Annotated in this window: 10 protein-coding genes and 2 tRNA genes; 2 read left to right on the forward strand and 10 right to left on the reverse strand. The window is 40.7% G+C overall.

Going from position 1 to position 19,107, the window contains the following annotated elements:
* From B3S92_RS04710 to ftsY, 8 genes are all read right to left on the reverse strand, one after another.
* Positions 1-993: an FAD binding domain-containing protein gene (locus B3S92_RS04710; RefSeq protein WP_296203247.1), complete on the reverse strand. Its 993-nt coding sequence runs from the start codon at positions 991-993 to the stop codon at positions 1-3.
* Positions 990-1,691: a 2Fe-2S iron-sulfur cluster-binding protein gene (locus B3S92_RS04715; RefSeq protein ID WP_296203250.1), complete on the reverse strand. Its 702-nt coding sequence runs from the start codon at positions 1,689-1,691 to the stop codon at positions 990-992. The genes B3S92_RS04710 and B3S92_RS04715 overlap by 4 nt, the downstream gene beginning before the upstream one ends.
* Before the next feature lie 332 nt (positions 1,692-2,023).
* Complete coding sequence (locus tag B3S92_RS04720; RefSeq protein WP_201529754.1) at positions 2,024-2,785, reverse strand: SDR family oxidoreductase; 762 nt, start codon at positions 2,783-2,785, stop codon at positions 2,024-2,026.
* A 53-nt stretch (positions 2,786-2,838) separates the two neighbouring features.
* Positions 2,839-3,621 (reverse strand): SDR family NAD(P)-dependent oxidoreductase, encoded by a 783-nt coding sequence (locus B3S92_RS04725; RefSeq protein WP_296203255.1) that lies wholly within the window; start codon positions 3,619-3,621, stop codon positions 2,839-2,841.
* Between the two features lie 122 nt (positions 3,622-3,743).
* Positions 3,744-5,549: an acyl-CoA dehydrogenase gene (locus tag B3S92_RS04730; RefSeq protein WP_296203258.1), complete on the reverse strand. Its 1,806-nt coding sequence runs from the start codon at positions 5,547-5,549 to the stop codon at positions 3,744-3,746.
* 158 nt (positions 5,550-5,707) lie between these two features.
* The gene (locus B3S92_RS04735; RefSeq protein ID WP_296203262.1) at positions 5,708-6,472 is read right to left on the reverse strand and encodes a hypothetical protein; all 765 of its coding nucleotides are present in this window, start codon (positions 6,470-6,472) and stop codon (positions 5,708-5,710) included.
* Positions 6,473-6,571: 99 nt separating this feature from the next.
* The gene (locus tag B3S92_RS04740; RefSeq protein WP_296203265.1) at positions 6,572-7,135 is read right to left on the reverse strand and encodes a methylated-DNA--[protein]-cysteine S-methyltransferase; all 564 of its coding nucleotides are present in this window, start codon (positions 7,133-7,135) and stop codon (positions 6,572-6,574) included.
* Between the two features lie 87 nt (positions 7,136-7,222).
* Positions 7,223-8,437: a signal recognition particle-docking protein FtsY gene (ftsY, locus tag B3S92_RS04745; RefSeq protein ID WP_296203267.1), complete on the reverse strand. Its 1,215-nt coding sequence runs from the start codon at positions 8,435-8,437 to the stop codon at positions 7,223-7,225.
* 329 nt (positions 8,438-8,766) lie between these two features.
* Between ftsY and B3S92_RS04750 the strand changes: the two genes are divergently transcribed.
* Positions 8,767-8,842, forward strand: a tRNA-Val gene (locus B3S92_RS04750).
* Positions 8,843-8,898: 56 nt separating this feature from the next.
* Positions 8,899-8,975, forward strand: a tRNA-Asp gene (locus B3S92_RS04755).
* A 230-nt stretch (positions 8,976-9,205) separates the two neighbouring features.
* Here B3S92_RS04755 and B3S92_RS04760 read toward each other — a convergent pair.
* Together B3S92_RS04760 and B3S92_RS04765 are read right to left on the reverse strand one after the other, a co-directional pair.
* Positions 9,206-14,263, reverse strand: coding sequence for a CapA family protein (locus tag B3S92_RS04760; RefSeq protein ID WP_296203269.1), 5,058 nt, complete (start codon positions 14,261-14,263; stop codon positions 9,206-9,208).
* A gap of 50 nt (positions 14,264-14,313) precedes the next feature.
* Positions 14,314-19,107 (reverse strand): BapA/Bap/LapF family large adhesin (locus B3S92_RS04765; protein ID WP_296203271.1); only part of this gene is annotated, 4,794 nt, incomplete at its 5' end.

Below are 19,107 nucleotides of genomic sequence, written 5' to 3' on the forward strand. Positions count from 1 at the left end.
TTATGCATCCTTAGCGTTTACAGCACGCTCAATAATTTGTTTTAGTAATCGACGAGTTAAGGCAATTTTAAAGTCATTCTGACCCTGTCCTTGGGCATCTGCTAATAAGATATTTGCCGCTTTAACGATATCAGGCACACTGCCTTTACTACCTTCAAGACTGGCTTCAACTGCTTCATTACGCCAAGGCTGAGAGCCGATACCGCCAAAAGCCAATCTTACGCTGGTTAACATACCGTCCTCATCGACATCAATAACAGCAGCGGCTGACACCAAAGCGAAAGCATATGAGGCACGATCACGAATCTTATCGTAAGTGTGCATGCCTTTGATCGGCGGTGGTAATACCACATGAGTAATTAACTCACCTGGCTCTAATACCGTTTCAATATGTGGAGTGTCACCGGGCAGTTGGTAAAAGTCTTTAATTTCGATACTACGGGTAGAGCCATCTGCTTTTTGGGTTTGTAATGTGGCATCTAATAATCGCATGGCTACTGCCATGTCTGAGGGATGCTGAGCGATACAATGCTCGCTAGTACCTAAGATAGCCAATCCCCGATTTTCACCGCCGATAGCAGGACAGCCACTGCCTGGCTCACGCTTATTACAAGCGCTATCAGTCTGATAGAAATAAAAGCAGCGGGTACGCTGTAAGAAGTTGCCACCAGTGGTCGCTTTGTTACGCAGCTGACCAGAAGCTCCCGCTAGGATTGCGCGTGATAGCACGGGATAATTGTTAATGACTTGAGGATGAGCGGCCAAATCACTGTTGGTTACTAAAGCCCCTATGCGTAGTCCGCCTTCAGGGGTTGATTCGATTTGTTTTAATTCAAGTTGGGTAATATCGACTAATTTAATAGGGGTCTCAATTTCAAACTTCATTAAGTCAATTAAGTTAGTACCGCCACCAATAAAGGCAGCCCCTTCGGTACTGGCTTCCACGCAAGCAGGCTTTAGCTCATTGGCACGGAAATATTCAAATCGTTTCATGAGTTTATTCCTGTTGGTTGTGGGCGATTGGCAGTATTAGGGTTGGGGCTATTAGAATGTTGATCTGTTTGGGCGGGCGGAGATTTCAATTGAGCTTCACTAGGCGGTGGTGACCAGATATCAGTCACTGCTGAAGATAATGCCTCGTTCGAGAAGTCGACCTGGTTCTGCGGTTGCTGATTTTGTTGGATTTGTTTTTCAAGAACTTCAGTAATCGCTTTAATAATATTGGGGTAAGCTGAGCAGCGACAAATATTGCCACTCATACGCTCCGCTATCTCATGAGCCATCAACGCATTTGGCTGAGTTAAGTCTTCGGTGACATAGCTGGGCCAGTTTTGCTTTATCTCTTCTATAAGAGCTGTAGCTGAACAAATTTGACCAGGGGTGCAATATCCACACTGAAAGGCATCATTTCTTAAAAACGCTTTTTGTAAATCAGAAAGCGTTTCCGGTAAACCAATGCCTTCAATGGTAGTAATCTCGTCTCCTTCATGCATGACTGCTAGAGTAAGACAAGAGTTAACCCGTTGACCATTAATTAAAATGGTACAAGCCCCACATTGGCCATGATCACAGCCTTTTTTAGGACCAGTAATTTGTAACTGATGGCGACAGAGATCAAGTAAAGTAGTTCGGGGATCAAGGTCTTCGAATTGATAGCTTTTATTATTAATACTGAGCTTTAAGGTTGTCATGCTGGCGTCCGCTGGCAGGTGGGTTTGAGTAAAATCTTATAAAACTTTTAAATAAATAGTTATTCTGCTTTGCTATCTATCCTAATGAAAAATCAAAAGTTTTTTTATTATCTCGTGTTGTTGAACTGTGCTTTTTGGTAAACACAAAGACTGTTTTGTTTTAGATCGCTTAATAAACGGTTCTGCACAAGCGCTAAACCTTTGTTTAATTTAGGGTAAATAAAAATTCCTAGCCTAAAGAACATTGAACATAAAAAAAGACCCTCACCACCTTAAGTAGTGAAGGTCTTTGCTTTAGCATTAGCCTTTTTATATAACAAGCAATATTTATGCTAGGTTAATAAACCGCCATCCACATTGATACAAGCGCCTGTGGTATAGCTTGAAGCATCGGACACCAAGTATAATACCGTGCCTGCCATCTCGGAGGGCTGTGCCACCCGCTTTAACGGTATCATTGCCAGTGCCATGTTAAGCACTTTGTCATTTGAGGTGAGCGCTGAGGCAAACTTGGTATCGGTTAGTCCTGGCAGTAATGCATTGACTCGAATATTATCAGGGCCACACTCTTTGGCAAAAGCTTTGGTCATACTGATGACTGCCGCTTTGGTAATTGAATAGATGCCTTGCTTGTCACCTGGGCTTACCCCGTTTACCGATGCAGTGTTTAAAATAACCCCACCGCCCTGCTCGCGCATCATCTTGCCAGCCGCTGTCGACATAAAGAAATAACCCCGAATATTTACGTCAACCGTCTTATCGAACGCAGCCAGATCGGTGTCCAAGATATGACCATAATAAGGATTGGCAGCGGCATTGTTGACTAAGATATCAATACGACCAAACTCATTTTTGATGTGCTCAAATATGGCCTCAATCTGAGACATTTCGCCGACATGACAGGCGTAAGCCGTGGCTTTACCCCCGTCTGCTACGATACTATCAGCCACTGCCTGACACGCATCTATTTTGCGACTAGAAACAATGACTTCTGCGCCATAAGCAGCCAATAAACGGGCGATGGCTTCACCAATGCCACGACTAGCACCGGTTACCAGCGCCACTTTTCCAGTTAAATCAAATAAGTCTTTCATAAAAAATTCCTTTTTAGTAGATAAATACACGTTGCAGGCAAGATGCGGCATGGTTATGCTAACATACCCCCATCTAACGTTAAGCTATGACCATTCATGAAGGTGCTCTCATCACTGGCCAGCCAAGCAATCGCACTGGCAATCTCTTCAACCTTACCCAGTCGCCGCATAGGGCTGGCTTTAAGTAGAGCTTGTTGCTGCTTTTCACTCATATTAAGCATGCTGTTGCGTACCATAGGCGTATCGATAAAGCTTGGGCAGACAGCATTAAACCTTATATTGGCACGGGCATACTCAATCGCTGCTGATTTGGTCAGGCCAATTACCGCATGCTTTGAGGCACTGTAAGCCGACAGCATGGGGGCTGAGCGTAGGCCGGCAATAGAGGCTACGTTAATCACTTGACCACCACCATTAGGGCTCAGGCAAGCAATAGCAGCGCGCATACAGTGCCAAACCCCTTTCACATTTACCGCCATGCAGCGATCAAAGTCGTCCTCTGTTAACTGGTGTAGCGGCGCTGGCGGATGATCAACCCCCGCATTATTGATGACCACATCAAGGCCTCCCAATTGCTTCAGTGCATAAGCAAATAACGCTTCAACTTCAGCAGCTTGAGTGACGTCTACTTTCATAAAGCTTATCGTTTGGCCTGACGCCTGAGCTTGTTCTGCTAAAGCCTGGCCCAAATCCTCAGCCAAATCAGCAATGACTACTTTGGCACCGCGACTGGCCAATAGCCGTGCGCTGGCTGCGCCAATACCTGAAGCGCCGCCTGTAATTAAAATGCGTTTATTTAAAACGTTTGCGACGGTTTTATTGGTTTCAAATTCCATTTTGATACTCAGCTTAGTTGGGTTTTTATGTTGAATGCTATGAGATTAAGGGCTATTAAACTCAGGGTTATCCAATTGACAGATAATCGTTATACATTTAACAGATAGTCAATTTAAAGCAGTTAGAACCACTGTGGCTGCATATCGCTACACACTGAATTGTCATTGGTTAATAGTCCAATATCGCGTTGAATAAGCGGTAATTCCCAATCGATAAAGTATTTTGCAGCCTGTATTTTGCCGTGATAAAAGTTTTGTTTATCGCTATCTTCAGTGAGCGCCAATAATTGCTCGGCTTTGCTGGCTTGACGGATCCAAATCCAGCTTATGATAATAGTGGCAAATACATTCATCAGCGCTTGAGCATTGGCAGTTAAGGTGGCCACCTGCGGTGTGGTTAAGGTTTGACCCACATGCTGCAATAAGGGTTGCAACTGTTCAATATAAACCGTTAATTTTTTGGCGAGTTTGACGGTTTGTGGGGTGGTAATGGCCGTTAAATCTCGAGTTATTTCTTGCTGTAGTACTTTTAACCCCAGGCCCTGATTTTGCCATAGTTTACGGAAGGTTAAATCCAGGGCTTGAATGCCATTAGTGCCTTCGTGAATGGGATTTAGGCGGTTATCACGCCAAAACTGCTCCGCTTGGTATTCTCTGGTATAGCCTGCACCGCCCAATACTTGAATGCCTAAATCATTGGCTTTAGGACCATACTCTGACGGCCACGCTTTTAATACTGGGGTCAACAAATCCAATAGCTCAGCCAATTCTTGCTTTTGGGTCTCATCGTCACAGGTATTAATGCGATCAATTAAGTTTGAACCATACAAACACAGAGATATCCCACCTTCGCTATACGCCTTTTGGGCCAACAGCATCCGCTTCACATCGCCATGCTCGATAATTGGTGCAGCGTCATCTTCTGGTCTTAAATTTGGTGCGACACGTCCTTGTAACCGATCTTTAGCATAGGCCAACGAATACTGATAGCCACGATAACCTATCATTGCCGCCCCAAAGCCCACCGCGATACGGGCTTCATTCATCATCTTAAACATATAGCGAAGACCAAAGTGCTCCTCACCGATCAGATAGCCGACACACTCATTCTTATCACCAAAGCTCAAAGCAGTCGAAGTGGTGCCACGATAGCCTAGCTTGTGAATTAAACCCGCTAAATGTACGTCATTACGCTCGGCAACTTGACCTTGCTCGTCCAAACGGTATTTGGGAACCACAAATAAGGAAATGCCTTTTACCCCTGCCGGCCCACCCGGAACTTTGGCCAATACCAAATGCACAATATTATCTGACAGCTCATGATCGCCGCCTGAGATATAAATTTTACTGCCACGGATACGATAAGTGTCATCCTCTTGCTTGGTGGCTGTGGTCCGAATATCTGCCAATGACGAGCCTGCATGAGGCTCAGTCAACGCCATCGTTCCAGTAAATTCACCGGTTAACATGCGCGGGATAAAGGCTTTTTTTATTGTATCATCGGCAAAGTGAGTCAACACATTGATGGCCGCTGAAGTCAAAAAGGGATAGGCTGTGGTAGCTGGGTTTGCCGCCATAAAATAACCACTTAGCGCGGTCATTACGGTCTCTGGCAGCTGCATGCCACCCTCTTCAAAGTTATAACGCCCGGCAATAAACCCCGACTCTCTAAAAGCGTCGAAGGCAACCTTTACCTCTTTAATCATGCTGACTTTTTGGCCATCGAACTTAGGCTCATCCTTGTCAGCGATGGTGTTATGAGGTAGAAATAAATCAGTGGCGATTTTTTTGGCGGTATCGATAGTGGCATCGAAGGTTTGGCGTGAATGTTCAGCAAATTTGGGATGCTGACATAATTTTTCGGTGTCTAATACGTCGTAAAGTTGAAATGGTAATTCATACTCATTAATTAAAGTTTGCGCTTCCATGCTGTTTTCTCTTCTTTGTCTTAAATGGGATATTAAGTAGATTCATCTTAATTCATTTTTACACATTAGCCTATTGTCTTTTATATAATAATTGACGCCATAAAAGATCCTCCTTAGGCTTTAATAAAGGTTAGTCATAAAGAATTACCAAAATAGGGTTATAACTTATTTAGCTTTTGCACATTTAGCATTCTATAACTTGGATAGCAGGTAATTTGAACCTTATCAAAATCACTGTTATGCGTTAAAGGTAAATCACCCCCTATTTGCTCACTTCTCTCAAGCGAAAGTATGATATCCGGCTGATATTTATCAGTGTGAATTAATAACCACAATTCATTCAACTGTCTTCTATTATGATAAGATTTGGTTTTGGATTGTTTCTTTTTCATTACTTCATCCACATCTTTTTGAGTAATAATAGAGATACTCCTCCCCTTTCTAGACTCCCTAAATTTGTCCTGAGGCATATAAGCGGTTTTCATAGGTTTTTTGAAACGCTCAGCAATTAAATAATTGTTTTCACCCTCATTTATATGTCGCTCCATATTTTGCTTGGCTACTAAATTTAAAGCTTGCCAGTACCAACGCTTAGTTATGAGTCCGGTATCGTTCATCTGTGTCCGAAGTCTTGGTATGGTAGTCAATTCAACCCCAATGTAAACCATTTGATCGTTTTCACAGAACACAAGGGTAAAATCCGGTTCATTACCATCATCTTTACCTGAGATAATATGTACTGGGTCCAAGCCTTCGATCGCGAGGTAATGGCTAAGATACACCCATTCTTTTTGACGTTTGATCTGATTTTTCAGATTTACGCCTCGATGCTCTCCCTCTGCATGTTGCTCTGCATTATTGGCTTTTTTTTGAGGGTTAATTTGTTCTGTATTTGGGTCGTCACTATTTAGCACTGTAGTCATAACGCCTTAAGATTAGTTATCGGTTTCATTCATTTTAATGTAGCAGTAAAAACTATCTTTAACAAAATTGTTAATAAAATATTGAACAGGCGAATACAGTTATCCTTCTTTCTCAATACTAAGTAAGGTACGCTTTTTATCCAATCCCCCGGTATAACCACCCAAACTTCCATCGCTAGCCACTACTCGATGACAAGGGATGATAATACTAAATGGATTTTTGCCATTGGCGTTGGCCACCGCGCGGTAAGCTGTCGGTTTATTGATATTTTGAGCCAATTGAGCATAGCTGATGGTCTGCCCATAAGGGATTTTCTGCAGAGCGCGCCAGACACTTTGCTGGAAAGGAGTTCCTAATGATAAATCAAGTGCTATATCAAACTGATGAAGCTCGCTGGCAAAATATTGCTCTAGTTGAGTGATGGTGTTTAATAACAATGCCTCAATTGGATTTTTTTTGCTTAGGCTATTTTTATCAATAAACTGAAAGTCTTCGTCACTGAGTTTGTAGTGCTTTTTCAGGGGATGTATTGATTTTGATTCAGACCACTCTTGATCATTTGCTAGCCAATCTAAGCTGAGTAATTTTGGCGACTCGGAGGCCAAATCAGACGCAATGAGTAGCAATCTGTACTGTGCAAACTGAGTGATGGTAACAATCATTATCACGGTCCTCAAACAAAAAAATGGCACCTTATGATGCCATTTTTTTAAGATTAAAGCTTACTTTTTGAGATAGACGTAAGCCTATTATTCATCAGTTTCAAACAATGCGGCCACAAACTGCTTCGGACTAAAGGCACGTAAGTCATCAATAGACTCGCCCACTCCGATATAGCGGATTGGAATGTCTGTGGTATTGGCAATGTTAAATACCACACCGCCTTTGGCCGTTCCATCAAGCTTAGTAATGGTAATACCCGTTAACGGCACCACCTCATTAAACAGTTTTACCTGATTGATAGCATTCTGACCGGTACCTGCATCGAGTACAATCATACCTTCATGCGGTGCAGTGGGATCAGATTTACGCATGATTCGTACCACTTTTTCAAGCTCAGCCATTAAGTGCGTTTTATTCTGCAAACGACCCGCAGTATCGGCAATCAACACATCAATGTTTTTTGCTTTCGCTGACTGCATGGCATCAAACACCACTGAAGCACTGTCAGCACCATGACCTTGAGCCACTACAGGAATATTATTGCGCTCACCCCACACTTGCAGCTGTTCAGTAGCCGCAGCTCTAAAGGTATCACCAGCTGCTAACATCACTGACTTACCTTCAGCTTGTAAGCGCTTGGCCAGCTTACCAATGGTAGTAGTTTTACCCACACCATTTACCCCTACTACCAAAATCACAAACGGCTTTTTGGTGGTATCAATGATTAAAGGCGCAACTTTAGGTTCTAGGATTTCAACCAACTCTTTTTGCAAGGCTTTATACAAAGAATGCGAGTAGATCAAATCACCACGGGCGGTTTGTTCTGTCAGACTCTTAATAATCTTATCGGTAGCTTCTACCCCAATATCGGCGACCAATAGCTGGTCTTCAACTTCCTCAAGCAGCTCATCATCAATCTCTTTACCACCGATCAAGATATTGGCCACACCTTCCGCTAGGTTCTTACGAGACTTGGTAAGACCTGACTTCATACGGGAGAACCAACTGCCCTTCTTTTTACCTTCAGACTCTTCAGTAGCTTGCTGTAGTTCAGTCGCTTGCGGTCTAGTAGCTTCTGTAGGTGTTGGCGTAACAGTAGGCGCAGCCGGCTGCGGTTTAGGTTCTGTGCTTAAGGCTGGAATTACTTCTTCAGGCTCTAGCTGTTCAACCCTCGGCGTCTCAATAATAGGTATGTCTGGGGTACTGACCAAATCTGGGAGGGTAATATCATCGTCATCCAGCTCATCTAAGCTGCCATCAAGGTCAATGACTACGCGAGTTGGATTATCTGCATTATTCATGGGACATCTCTTTATTTATAAGGTTTCTAATAATAGTTAAATAAGCATAAAAAGGATTATTCATTAAATTGTTTTATTGTGGCTTAGTTTACCATAGTTGCCCCAAAGCTTGATAACCCTCTGACTTGACCCTCCAAAATCGAAAAATAACTCCTTTGATTGGTTATAATTTCGATGGAAAGCTTACTTAAGGCCAGGCCTACCCTAGCAAAAGGAGCCAGAAACCTAATAATCGAAGAAAATTTTAAAATATATTTGACACCTAGGAAATTATGTATATAATACGCTCCTACATTCAGACGATATAGATAACCGTTTTGAATAGCTCAGGGTGATTAGCTCAGTTGGTAGAGCGTCTGCCTTACACGCAGAATGTCGGCAGTTCGAGCCTGTCATCACCCACCATATTTTAGAAAAATCACTTCCTTTAGAAAGTGGCTAAATATTCTAAAGCGACCTAAGCAGCGGTAGTTCAGTTGGTTAGAATACCGGCCTGTCACGCCGGGGGTCGCGGGTTCGAGTCCCGTCCGCTGCGCCATATTTTAAAACTGGTTTTTAAAACAAAGTTTCAGCCTCAAGTATTTATACTTGAGGCTTTTTTGTGTCTGTTAATTTTTAAACTACCCTCTTCTCTCTCCTACTTATATAGCCCTATGGAAATACCCCATTCTTAACACAACATCATCGTAGAATAATTAAGCCACCTGTCTGTATTCAGCGGGTGTCATATCATTAAGTAAATCATGGGGTCTTTCAGTGTTACAAACCTTACTCAGTTATTTTTTCAATAAAACTCTGCCATATAGGAGCAACATTATCGTCACTAAAACGTTGTGAGCTCTCATAAGCATTTTTTGAAAGTTCAGCATTCAAATTTTCATCCTTTAACACTTTTACAACTTTATCTACAAAAGCGGATTCATCATCTTTGTCTATCAGATAACCATTTTTTCCATCATCTATCATCGTAGACGGTCCATATCGAATATCATTAGACACAACTGGACAACCACAAGCTAAGCTCTCCATGACAACAAGCGAGAAAGCCTCATAGTGACTTGTTAAGAGTGAAAGTCTAGCCTTTGAAAACTTGTCATAAATATTTCTGGTAAATGGATTGATAGTGATATGCTCATCCATGCCAAGCTCTTTGATAAGTTGCTTTAATTTTCCCTCTAAAGGGCCATAGCCATATATATCTAATGTCGCAGTTGGTATTTTCTTAACTACTTTTGCGAATACATTAATCATAAAAACATGGTTTTTTTCTGGTCTATAACGCCCTACCGCTACTACCTTATTAGGTATCCGCTTATTAAAATTCACTCGCTGTGGGAAGTAATCTACGACATGTGGGATGCAATAAGTATTATTAAAGTCTCGGCATCTTGTAATGATATCCTGTCTTTGTTGTTCAGTTAATATAATCACACCATCTTGTTCTTTCATATTTCTAAAATAGTAACTTCTGAAGTCACTCTGCATATTCAAAGGCTCTTTTAAGTGTGAAGTATGTGATACCGGAACCATTTTCAATAGTGGTGTTACTTTACTTCTTATACTGTCAATTAATCGTACATTTCTATCAACAATTACATTAACCTGATCGCTAGATTGATAATTATTAAAGTAAAACTCAAGTAGATACTTTATAAAATCTTCATGACTATCGAACACTGTTGTCGGAATACCATACTCATCATGGATAATAATTTTATTTAATAAGTTCTTCCCATCCTTTTGAATAAAAAACTTTTGAAAACATAGCGTTCCATCTGCACGATAAAAGAACTCTGAAATTCTCTCTTTAGATTGAGGCTTAAACACGCATACTCTAGATAAAAACCCCTTAGGATCGAAGTTATCTAATCTATAGCGTTCTCCATTATCGTCATGGTAGTGTATATAAGAGACAAGACCAGTCTTTAAATTATAGAATTTAGTAATACATTTTTTACCATTCTTAAAAACTTCCACCTTCCGTTTAATTTGTTTATTAGATACCTCGGGTGAAAACTCTATCAATTTAGTTGAACTTTCAAGTTGATAAAACTGATAAAGATTGACGTGTTTAAAGGATTCTGGAACTTTGTTTATTTTTTTTAGATCTTCGATAGTTTCATCTATAGTTAGATTATAAGCCATAGTTAAAAAAACAGGCTTTATATTCAACTTTTCAATAAAAAGTTTACTTCTTTTTAATGCTGCACTTTCAATACCTGCGTAGTTTTCTAAAAGATTATTATTAAAGAAAACAAAATGTTGCTCTCTAGGAGTCACCTTTGATGATGCCTTTTTATTAGTGCGTATCAAATTTGTATTAGTATGATTCTTAGCTCTTTTAATATCAAATGGCGCCTTACTTGGATGGTCTAATTCAATATGGATAGGAAGGGTTATGAAATTATTATTTTTATAATTATAATCATCTGTAGCTAACAACCTTACTTTTAATACTAAAGGAACGTTATCCCAAGCCGCCATATAGGAGGGACGTAATCCATAATAATCACGGTAAATCTTGCCTACTTTGCACTGCGATGTCGGTATCTGCCAATCACATAACTCATGGTGCATACCCACTCCCCAAGGAGACATTTCCGAATTAAATGCTGGATGAGCTTGAAAATCAATACATAAATCAGTATCAACTGATTCTACACACTCCCAGTAGGACTCAACCCATAACATAGTTCTTTGAGTAATAACTTTTGGATAAATTCGAACACCCACTAGTTTTAGAGAACCAAAACTAATAGGAGGTATTTTTGCATCAGTTGGCACTTCATCAACTATCAAATCTTTTGGCAAAGTTTTGTACTTGGATTGGTTTAAGACTTCTAAATCATATTTATCTTTTATAAATGGCAATAACTTTTTGTTTGTTGTTATATTTGCATCTAGTAAACTGCAAACACCATCCTTGGTATTAATAGTTACTTTGTTGTTTAGTTTTAGACACTTCTCTGCATATCTTTCAGATATACTAATTTTAGTTTGTAAGTTTGGAGTTATAGTATGTCCAAATTTTTGAACTAGTGGATGGAAAACGACTGAATGAACACCTTTTTCAGAAACTTGCATTTCAAACAACCCAGTGTCTCTAACTCTTCCAATTGAATCTAGCAATAAATCACCAGCATCATAAATTATAGGCTTGCCCTTATATATTTCAGTACCTTGAAGTTTGTGGGCCGAGGTACCTAATACTGCATCTACTCCAAGATCTATTAAAATTCGGCCTAATCTTCTCTCAGCTTCTATTGGTTCTTCTCGTTCATTAGCCCCCCAATGAATTGCAAACAGAATGATATCGGCATTAGCTTTTGCCTCTATAAGAGGTTTTTTGTATCTTTTAATCCATGTTTCAGTTTCCGTTACAGGTATGTAGCTAATGCCTGCAGACTTACTAGATGCTGCAAAATATTTCATTGTTGTATCAGAAGCAAAAATTGCAACTTTGACACCATCCAAATCAATATATCTTGGCAGAAGAGCTTCTTCTAAAGTTTTACCTGCACCGACACACTCTATACCCACCTCTTTTAACAGCTCTTCCTGTTGAGCTAGTGCATCCATGCCATAGTCTCCACTATGGTTATTAGCACAAGTAACAACATCCACTCCTGACTCTGTTAAAATTTTAACCATTTCAGGTCTAGCACGATAGTAATAAGGTCCACCCTCACCTTTATTAACACCTTGTTGACGTAATACTGATACAACACATTCAAGATTGATAATACTAAGATCTGCTTTATTTAAAATATTAGTTTGTATTGCATTTTCAACCCCCATATTTTTACTAACATAATGCTGACGCCGACCTAAATTAACATCTCCTCCCCAAACTATTTTGCGAGTGTTTTTATGTTCCTCCTGACCTTTTTCACTATAAATAATAGTCTGAGTTGGATAGGTTGAATTATCTACAGTGCTGGTTAAGAGTTCATGATAAGCAACCCAACCTGACAGATAATGCTGAACATCATCAATACGGACTCTAAATGCGTGGTGACGAATAAAGCAACCATGCAAAATAGTATTAGGTTTCTTATAAAACATAGCCATTTCAGGGAAGAAAAAGCCATTAACAAGATAATTGGCGCGAGCGTGTAATGCCTCATAAAAGTCTGCTACATCAAATTCTTGCAATACATCCTTATGCTCAGGATGCTCATCAAGCTTAAGTAGCATCTTGTGAAATGCCATACTTAACTCTAACAATGTAGGATAAGTGGTGATCCGATTTTTGATGAAATCAGTAAATCCTTTAACATTATTTACTGCAAACTGAAAATATTTCTTCTCTGGTCGGTGGATAACCATCTCATTGGTACAATAAGACAGCCAATGATCATGAGCCCCATTATGACCAGAGTCTGACTCAATAAAGTAATCAAACGCCAACTCAACACAATCGATCCAGCGTTCGTCCCTATCGATACCATATAAGCGCATCAACCCAAATACTGCTTCACCGTCATAATAAATAACATGATTTTCAGAGATGACTTCTAACGTATCTGCATTTAAAACATGAACAAACTGACCAGAAGGTTTTTGCATCGCAAGAATACCATTTGCAAGCTTCTTGCTTAGTTCCAGGAATCTTGGATTATGCTCAGAACTGTTAAATACTTGAATGTATTTTACTAGCGCCAAAATACAAACCGCATTAGCACCTAGCTTAATCGTATTATTTATCTCTAATACATAGGCTTTATTGTCTGAATAATGCTTAATTACGTTATTTTCCAAATAAAGCAACGCTGATTCAATTTGCTGCGCAATAAAATCAAGGTTTTGAGACTCTAATTGATACTCACGACAGAAGCTATACCCCTCTATAAGTGAATAGACACTACTGGCATGGCGTAGCGTATTGTAAGTATTGATATTTCTACCAAAACAAGGAAAATGCCCGTATTCAAAACGTCCATTAGGCTTTACTTGGTTGGCTAAGTATTGAGTTATTTTATCGATTAAATCTGATGTTATTTCTGCTGTTAATGAAGGTATTTGGCGATGACCGTGACGTCTAGGTAAGGTACACAGAGTTTCAATGTCATCTGTTTGTGCGTCAAAAAATATACCTGAGGTCTGAAAAACGATCAGTTCCATCTCATCATCAAAGCTTGGAATATTGTCACTGCTGTGTCGTGATTTGATGTAATTGTTTAGATTTTTAGGATTAACTTTTGCATATGACACTTCATTGCCTGCATATAAACAGGCATTGGCATTAAGCTCCATCTCAGTCAATAAGCACCACGGCTTAGTATTACCTCTGTATGCAAGACCTGAACGGAAATAGTTGCGTTTATAACGTCTAAGTTCTTTCTTAAAATCTTTCCAAGTAAACTGTTTTTCTTTGGTAACCCACTCTAATCGCAACCACCTTAATGAGTTATCAAACTTACTTATTGCCCATTTCAATTTATTTAAAAGCAATTCTAGAACACGCTTACCACCCTCTTCTGTCATGTCTTTATGGCTAATAATGGGCGTGATAACTTTTGCCCGTTTATACCCATCTGATACAGAAACAATTAATGTATTGGCCAATTCGCCTTGACGATTTGTATTTTTCCAATGATTAATAAACTGTTGGAAATTTTCAGTAAGCAATTTTTCTAAGTTATTGGATTTCATTGTCTTCTCTAGTATTTTATAGCGGTTAAGCTTAATAAGCTTTGACATCTTTTTTGAATACTTTCTTGCAGTATTTTTAATATCACATATCTCAAGCAATTTAGTCTGTCTTTTTAAACATATCTCACTATATATAATAAGGCAGAAAATAACCCCATAAACTGTATCCAACTTATGGGGCCTAACTCAATCAAATTCTATATGGCTATATTTAGCTGGTATTAGATAATATTTATATTAGGATCAATATAAATCTGTATCGATTTATCACTACCTAATTGCCATATATCGTACACTTGGTCACCTAAAGTAGTCTGCTCAACAGTAGACCAGTTGCTACCTTCTAAATTAACAGTATCATCACTACCACCCCTCACGTAGATAGCAGAATTAACATCTTCTGCTGCTACATTTAAGGTATTAGCGCCAGTACCATTAATATCTATGACCTCAGTTTGCATAATATCGGCTAAACTAATCACTTGATCTGCACCCTCAAAGCTCAGAACATTAAGCCCTTCGGTTGAGGTAACTGATAAGGTATCTGAAAGATGCACAGCATCTTCAGTATTAACACTATAGTTAGCAACCCTACCAATTACTGCTACTTGCCACTCAATACTATCCATATCCAAAAGCTCATTAAGATCAGTAGCGTCCACTTTAAGCAGACCCTCAAACTCAGAGTTACCATTACGATCGACCATGAGCACACCGTTTTCATACGTCAAGTAATTACCGATGTTATCTTCGGTCTGATTACCATCAAGCAAGCGAGTGATGTCGATTTTATCGCCTTGTGCAACTTTAAAGTCAGTCCAGGTATCAATACCATTGTTACCATTTCCGCCTTCATTGCCGCCAAGGTTTTTAAAGATAACGGTATCAGCGCCTTCACCCATAGCAAACGTATCATCTGCTGCGGAGCTGAAGGCAATATCCCCATGCTCAGATGCAGTAATACTTTGACCCACGTTAATTTCTAAGGTGGCTGTCTCCTTAACACCCGTTACTGAAGTGGTCTGGTAGCTGAAGGTCTCAATACCGTAGGCTTCACCGCTCGGCTTGTAGCTGTAGTTGCCATTTTTCTGAACAGTCAGAGTGCCGTAGAGCCCTTCAATCTCAATAGATTGCGCTCCTTTGTTTGGATCGCTGACAAAGACGGTTTTATTTCCGATTTTCAGCTCAGCAACATTATGGCTACCAGTATCGTTCTCTAGCAGTGCGCCAGTGACAGGGTTGATGGCCGTTGCAGTATACTTGTCAAGATACTGTGACGTCGTACTAAAACTAGAATCATTTGGGCTTAAAAACCCAGCACCGGCTACACGTTTAATTTCAAGTGTGTAGTTACCCGGCGCTAGATTATCGATAGTGACATCTAGGGGCTTGTATTGTGCAACACCCAAAATAGAACCATCAGCCTCTGTTTCACCAGATATGGTCTCCTGAGTTTCATTATTAGTGATAGTGTAAGTTAGCTTAGTTCCTCCGGTTGACTTGCCGATTTTTAACGTCGCACTAGTCAACGTGTTTTCAGCAACGGTAAAGTCCTTAGTAAGTTGTGTAGTCGCTCCCGGCACACGATCAATAACCTTCTTTGTGATTACTGAGTTCTGCATTGCAACAATCACATCATTGAAATCATCAAGGGCTGCATGAGTACCTATTTTGATATTCAAGTTCTGTACAACAGCTTTACCATCAGCATCTAAGGTCACTAAGCGGAAAAATTCAACTGAACCATAAGGCGGCACGCTTTCAGGAGTATTAACAGTGTAGGTATAGCTACCGTCACTTTGAATGGTTAAAATCCCATATTCTCCTGTAACTACCGTTGGTTTACCTGGTTCTACCGCCTCACCAGCAGCTTTAAGCACAATAGTTCCATCAGCTGTCACATCACCTTCAACCGAGCCGGAAAACTTAGAAGGCTCGTTGTAGTCGTAGACTTTATCATGTGTGACAGAAAGAGCACTACCACCAAGGGCGCCTACTCCTGATTTGGTTTGCAGTGTTGCCACGTAGGTTCCTTCACCAAATTGCAAGGTAGCCTCACCTTTAACCAGAGCGCCACTACCAAATATACCGACAGGTACTTCAAACCAATTTTCCTTGTAGTGAATTTCCTCTAACTGCTCAGTTTCCTTATTTAACTTGTAAATTACTAAATCAAATGCTGCAGCTAATTGTAATACACCACCTGACTGACCTTCGAAGCTCAGTTCTCTGACCTGACCTTGGTCCACGGTAAAATCCATAAATCCTTGTGTACCAATAACTTCAGCACCTAATACTGGGCCAAGAAGACCTACACCTAATAACTCAAAACTTCCTACGGACTTAATGTCTGAGTGTTCAGTGTCAAGAGTTACTGTTGGCTCTGCATCAAGCACTAAAGTATCAGTCAATTCAGCAACGTGTTCTATCGAACTGTTATTCAGCTGAATCGTTAGGCTCGCCGTAGAAGCATTGCCATTTGGTGAGCTCACCTCATAGTTAAAGACTTCATTTATACCATATGGACCTTTAAAATTACTGCTGACTTGATACTCGTAAGAACCATCAGAGTGAATCGTTAACGTACCATGCTCTCCCTCAATTACCGTTGGCGCATAGTCAACAACAGGGACAGCACTCTCGCCATCAGCTACTTTAATTGAAGTTAACTTAGAGCCTAGCGGCAACTCATCAGCGACCGACGTTAGAGCCGATGCCTGTCCGTCTTTTACTCCAGTCAAAACATTACCTGTAGCCGTGCCAGCAATAGATAGAGCATCGTTATAATCAAAGGTTTTATCTTCACGGGTATATAATGATGCGCCATCCAATATAGAAATCCCTTCGCCTGGCGCCATAAAAAACTTCCACTCTCCTTCTGTCAGGGAGAATTTTGTTAATTCAGACTCGCTATAAATCACAGAGACTATCCAGTGTTCTTTAACAATCTGTTGCTCCCATACATTAGTAGACTCATTGAGTTTATATCCATATAAATGTATAGTGGCACCCAACTGAATTCCGCCAGAATTACCTAGCAGAGTCACTTCTCTTACCTGATTTTTGCCTACAGTAAACTGCAAAGAATTATCAACTAGCTGGCTTAACACATCTACACTCAAAACAGGGCCCAAACCTATAGTAGCCACATTGACCTTAGTGATTGATTGCAGATTTTCTTCTTGGACTGTCGTAACCTGCGGTTCAATCTCCAATACCAAATCATGGAAATCATTTGCAGCCGCAATAATTTCACCAGTACCTACAATATGCACTGTAGATTCAGACTCATTATCTGCTGCATCTGTAGCTGTCACCGATAAAATGGTTCCATCTACTAAGGCCGGATTGAAAGTGTACGTATACCCTCCGTTTTCATCAGCTGCACCCTGAGCCAACTGATTACCCGCAGAGTCTTTAACCGTAATGATGGCGTTCGGCTCAGTTGTTGCTGTTAAACTAGCATTATCCTCAGCCATCTCTACCACCGGCTTTTCTGGTGCTGTGGTATCAGGTACATATACGGTTACTTTCTCTGATCTGTTACCAGCACCATCCATCAAACCTACCGCTAGCTGCTCGCCATTAGTTAATGCTGGATCTAATTCAATAGAGAGATTACCCTCTGCATCAACCACACCTTCTGCTACATAGTTACCTTCACTATCAGTAATTAGCACCTTGGTTCCTGCCTCACCCTTACCGGTGAGCAAGTTGCCCTCTTTGTTAACTGTTAGATCAGTAGGTTGCTCTGGAGCTGTAGTATCAAAACCACCTGCTAAATTGATTGTCAGCTTTGCCGATGACTCATTAACACCATCTGAAATAGTGTAAATAAACACATCGCTTTGACCTTTAGCAGCGTAATCTCCGTTAGCCGTATAGGTGTAACTACCATCCTCATGGATGGTCAATGTTCCATATTGACCTTCAATATCTACATTCGACATGTCTGACGGAATAAGCACCTCTTGCTCAGCAAAGACAATCTTAGTTACTTTGGTATCAGCATTTACAGTATCAGCACCATCTTCATCACTAATTACGTTGCCGCTGACCGTTGCACCACTGGCAAAAGTGATTTCAGTCAGCAAGGCAGTCACCTCAGTGTTTTGCAGCAAGCTCAAAGTATTGCTTAACACTGCCTCGGCCAATATCTCTAGGACTGGATCAAGTACTGAGGCTAATTGGCCAAGTAACAACGGCTGAAGCCCCTCAACCACACGACCAATTTCAATTTCAGTTGTTAAGTCAAAAATACTATTTAAAATAGGTCGAACCACGGTGCCTAAACCCACACCTAATGGACCATTTAGCGCATTTTCAATAACATTTAAAATTGCTTGCTGGTTATCCGCACCAAGTAGAACACCATTTTGACCTAGTTCTTCTAAGCTCAAATCACCTACCAGTGTAGGCAATATAGCCCGATCGCCACGTACAACAATGGTGTAATCACCTGGCTCTAAATCTATGAATGTGGCTTCTAGATATCCATTTTCATTACCGGTTAAACCTAATATAGGTAAGCCAGCAACATCCCCAACTAGCGGACCATTTTCTGTTCTAGCCTGTCCAACCAGCTCGCCGTCTTTATAAACTTCAATCCTGAAAGCATCTGCAACACTCACAAACTCAACTTGCTCAACTTTAACTTGGAGCTCACCACTGGAGCCCTCAGCTACGGTAACGTCAACGCCCGTAATCTCTGAATTATCGCCTTCAATTAATCCGAGTAGTTTGAATGCATTGTCTGATTTCAGCGTAATATTGGTTTGTGCTGCACCCATAGCAACGTTGTTTTCGTCGTCTACGGCTTCAATAACTACGAAATCAGAGTCGCTGTCTGAATCGCTATCCGAGTCTGAGTCGCTATCCGAATCCGAGTCACTGTCTGAGTCAGAGTCGCTATCCGAGTCTGAGTCGCTGTCAGAGTCTGAGTCGCTGTCAGAGTCAGAATCGCTGTCTGAGTCAGAGTCGCTGTCAGAGTCCGAATCGCTATCCGAATCAGAGTC

The organism is Psychrobacter sp. UBA3962 (assembly GCF_002385225.1).
Taxonomy (GTDB): domain Bacteria; phylum Pseudomonadota; class Gammaproteobacteria; order Pseudomonadales; family Moraxellaceae; genus Psychrobacter.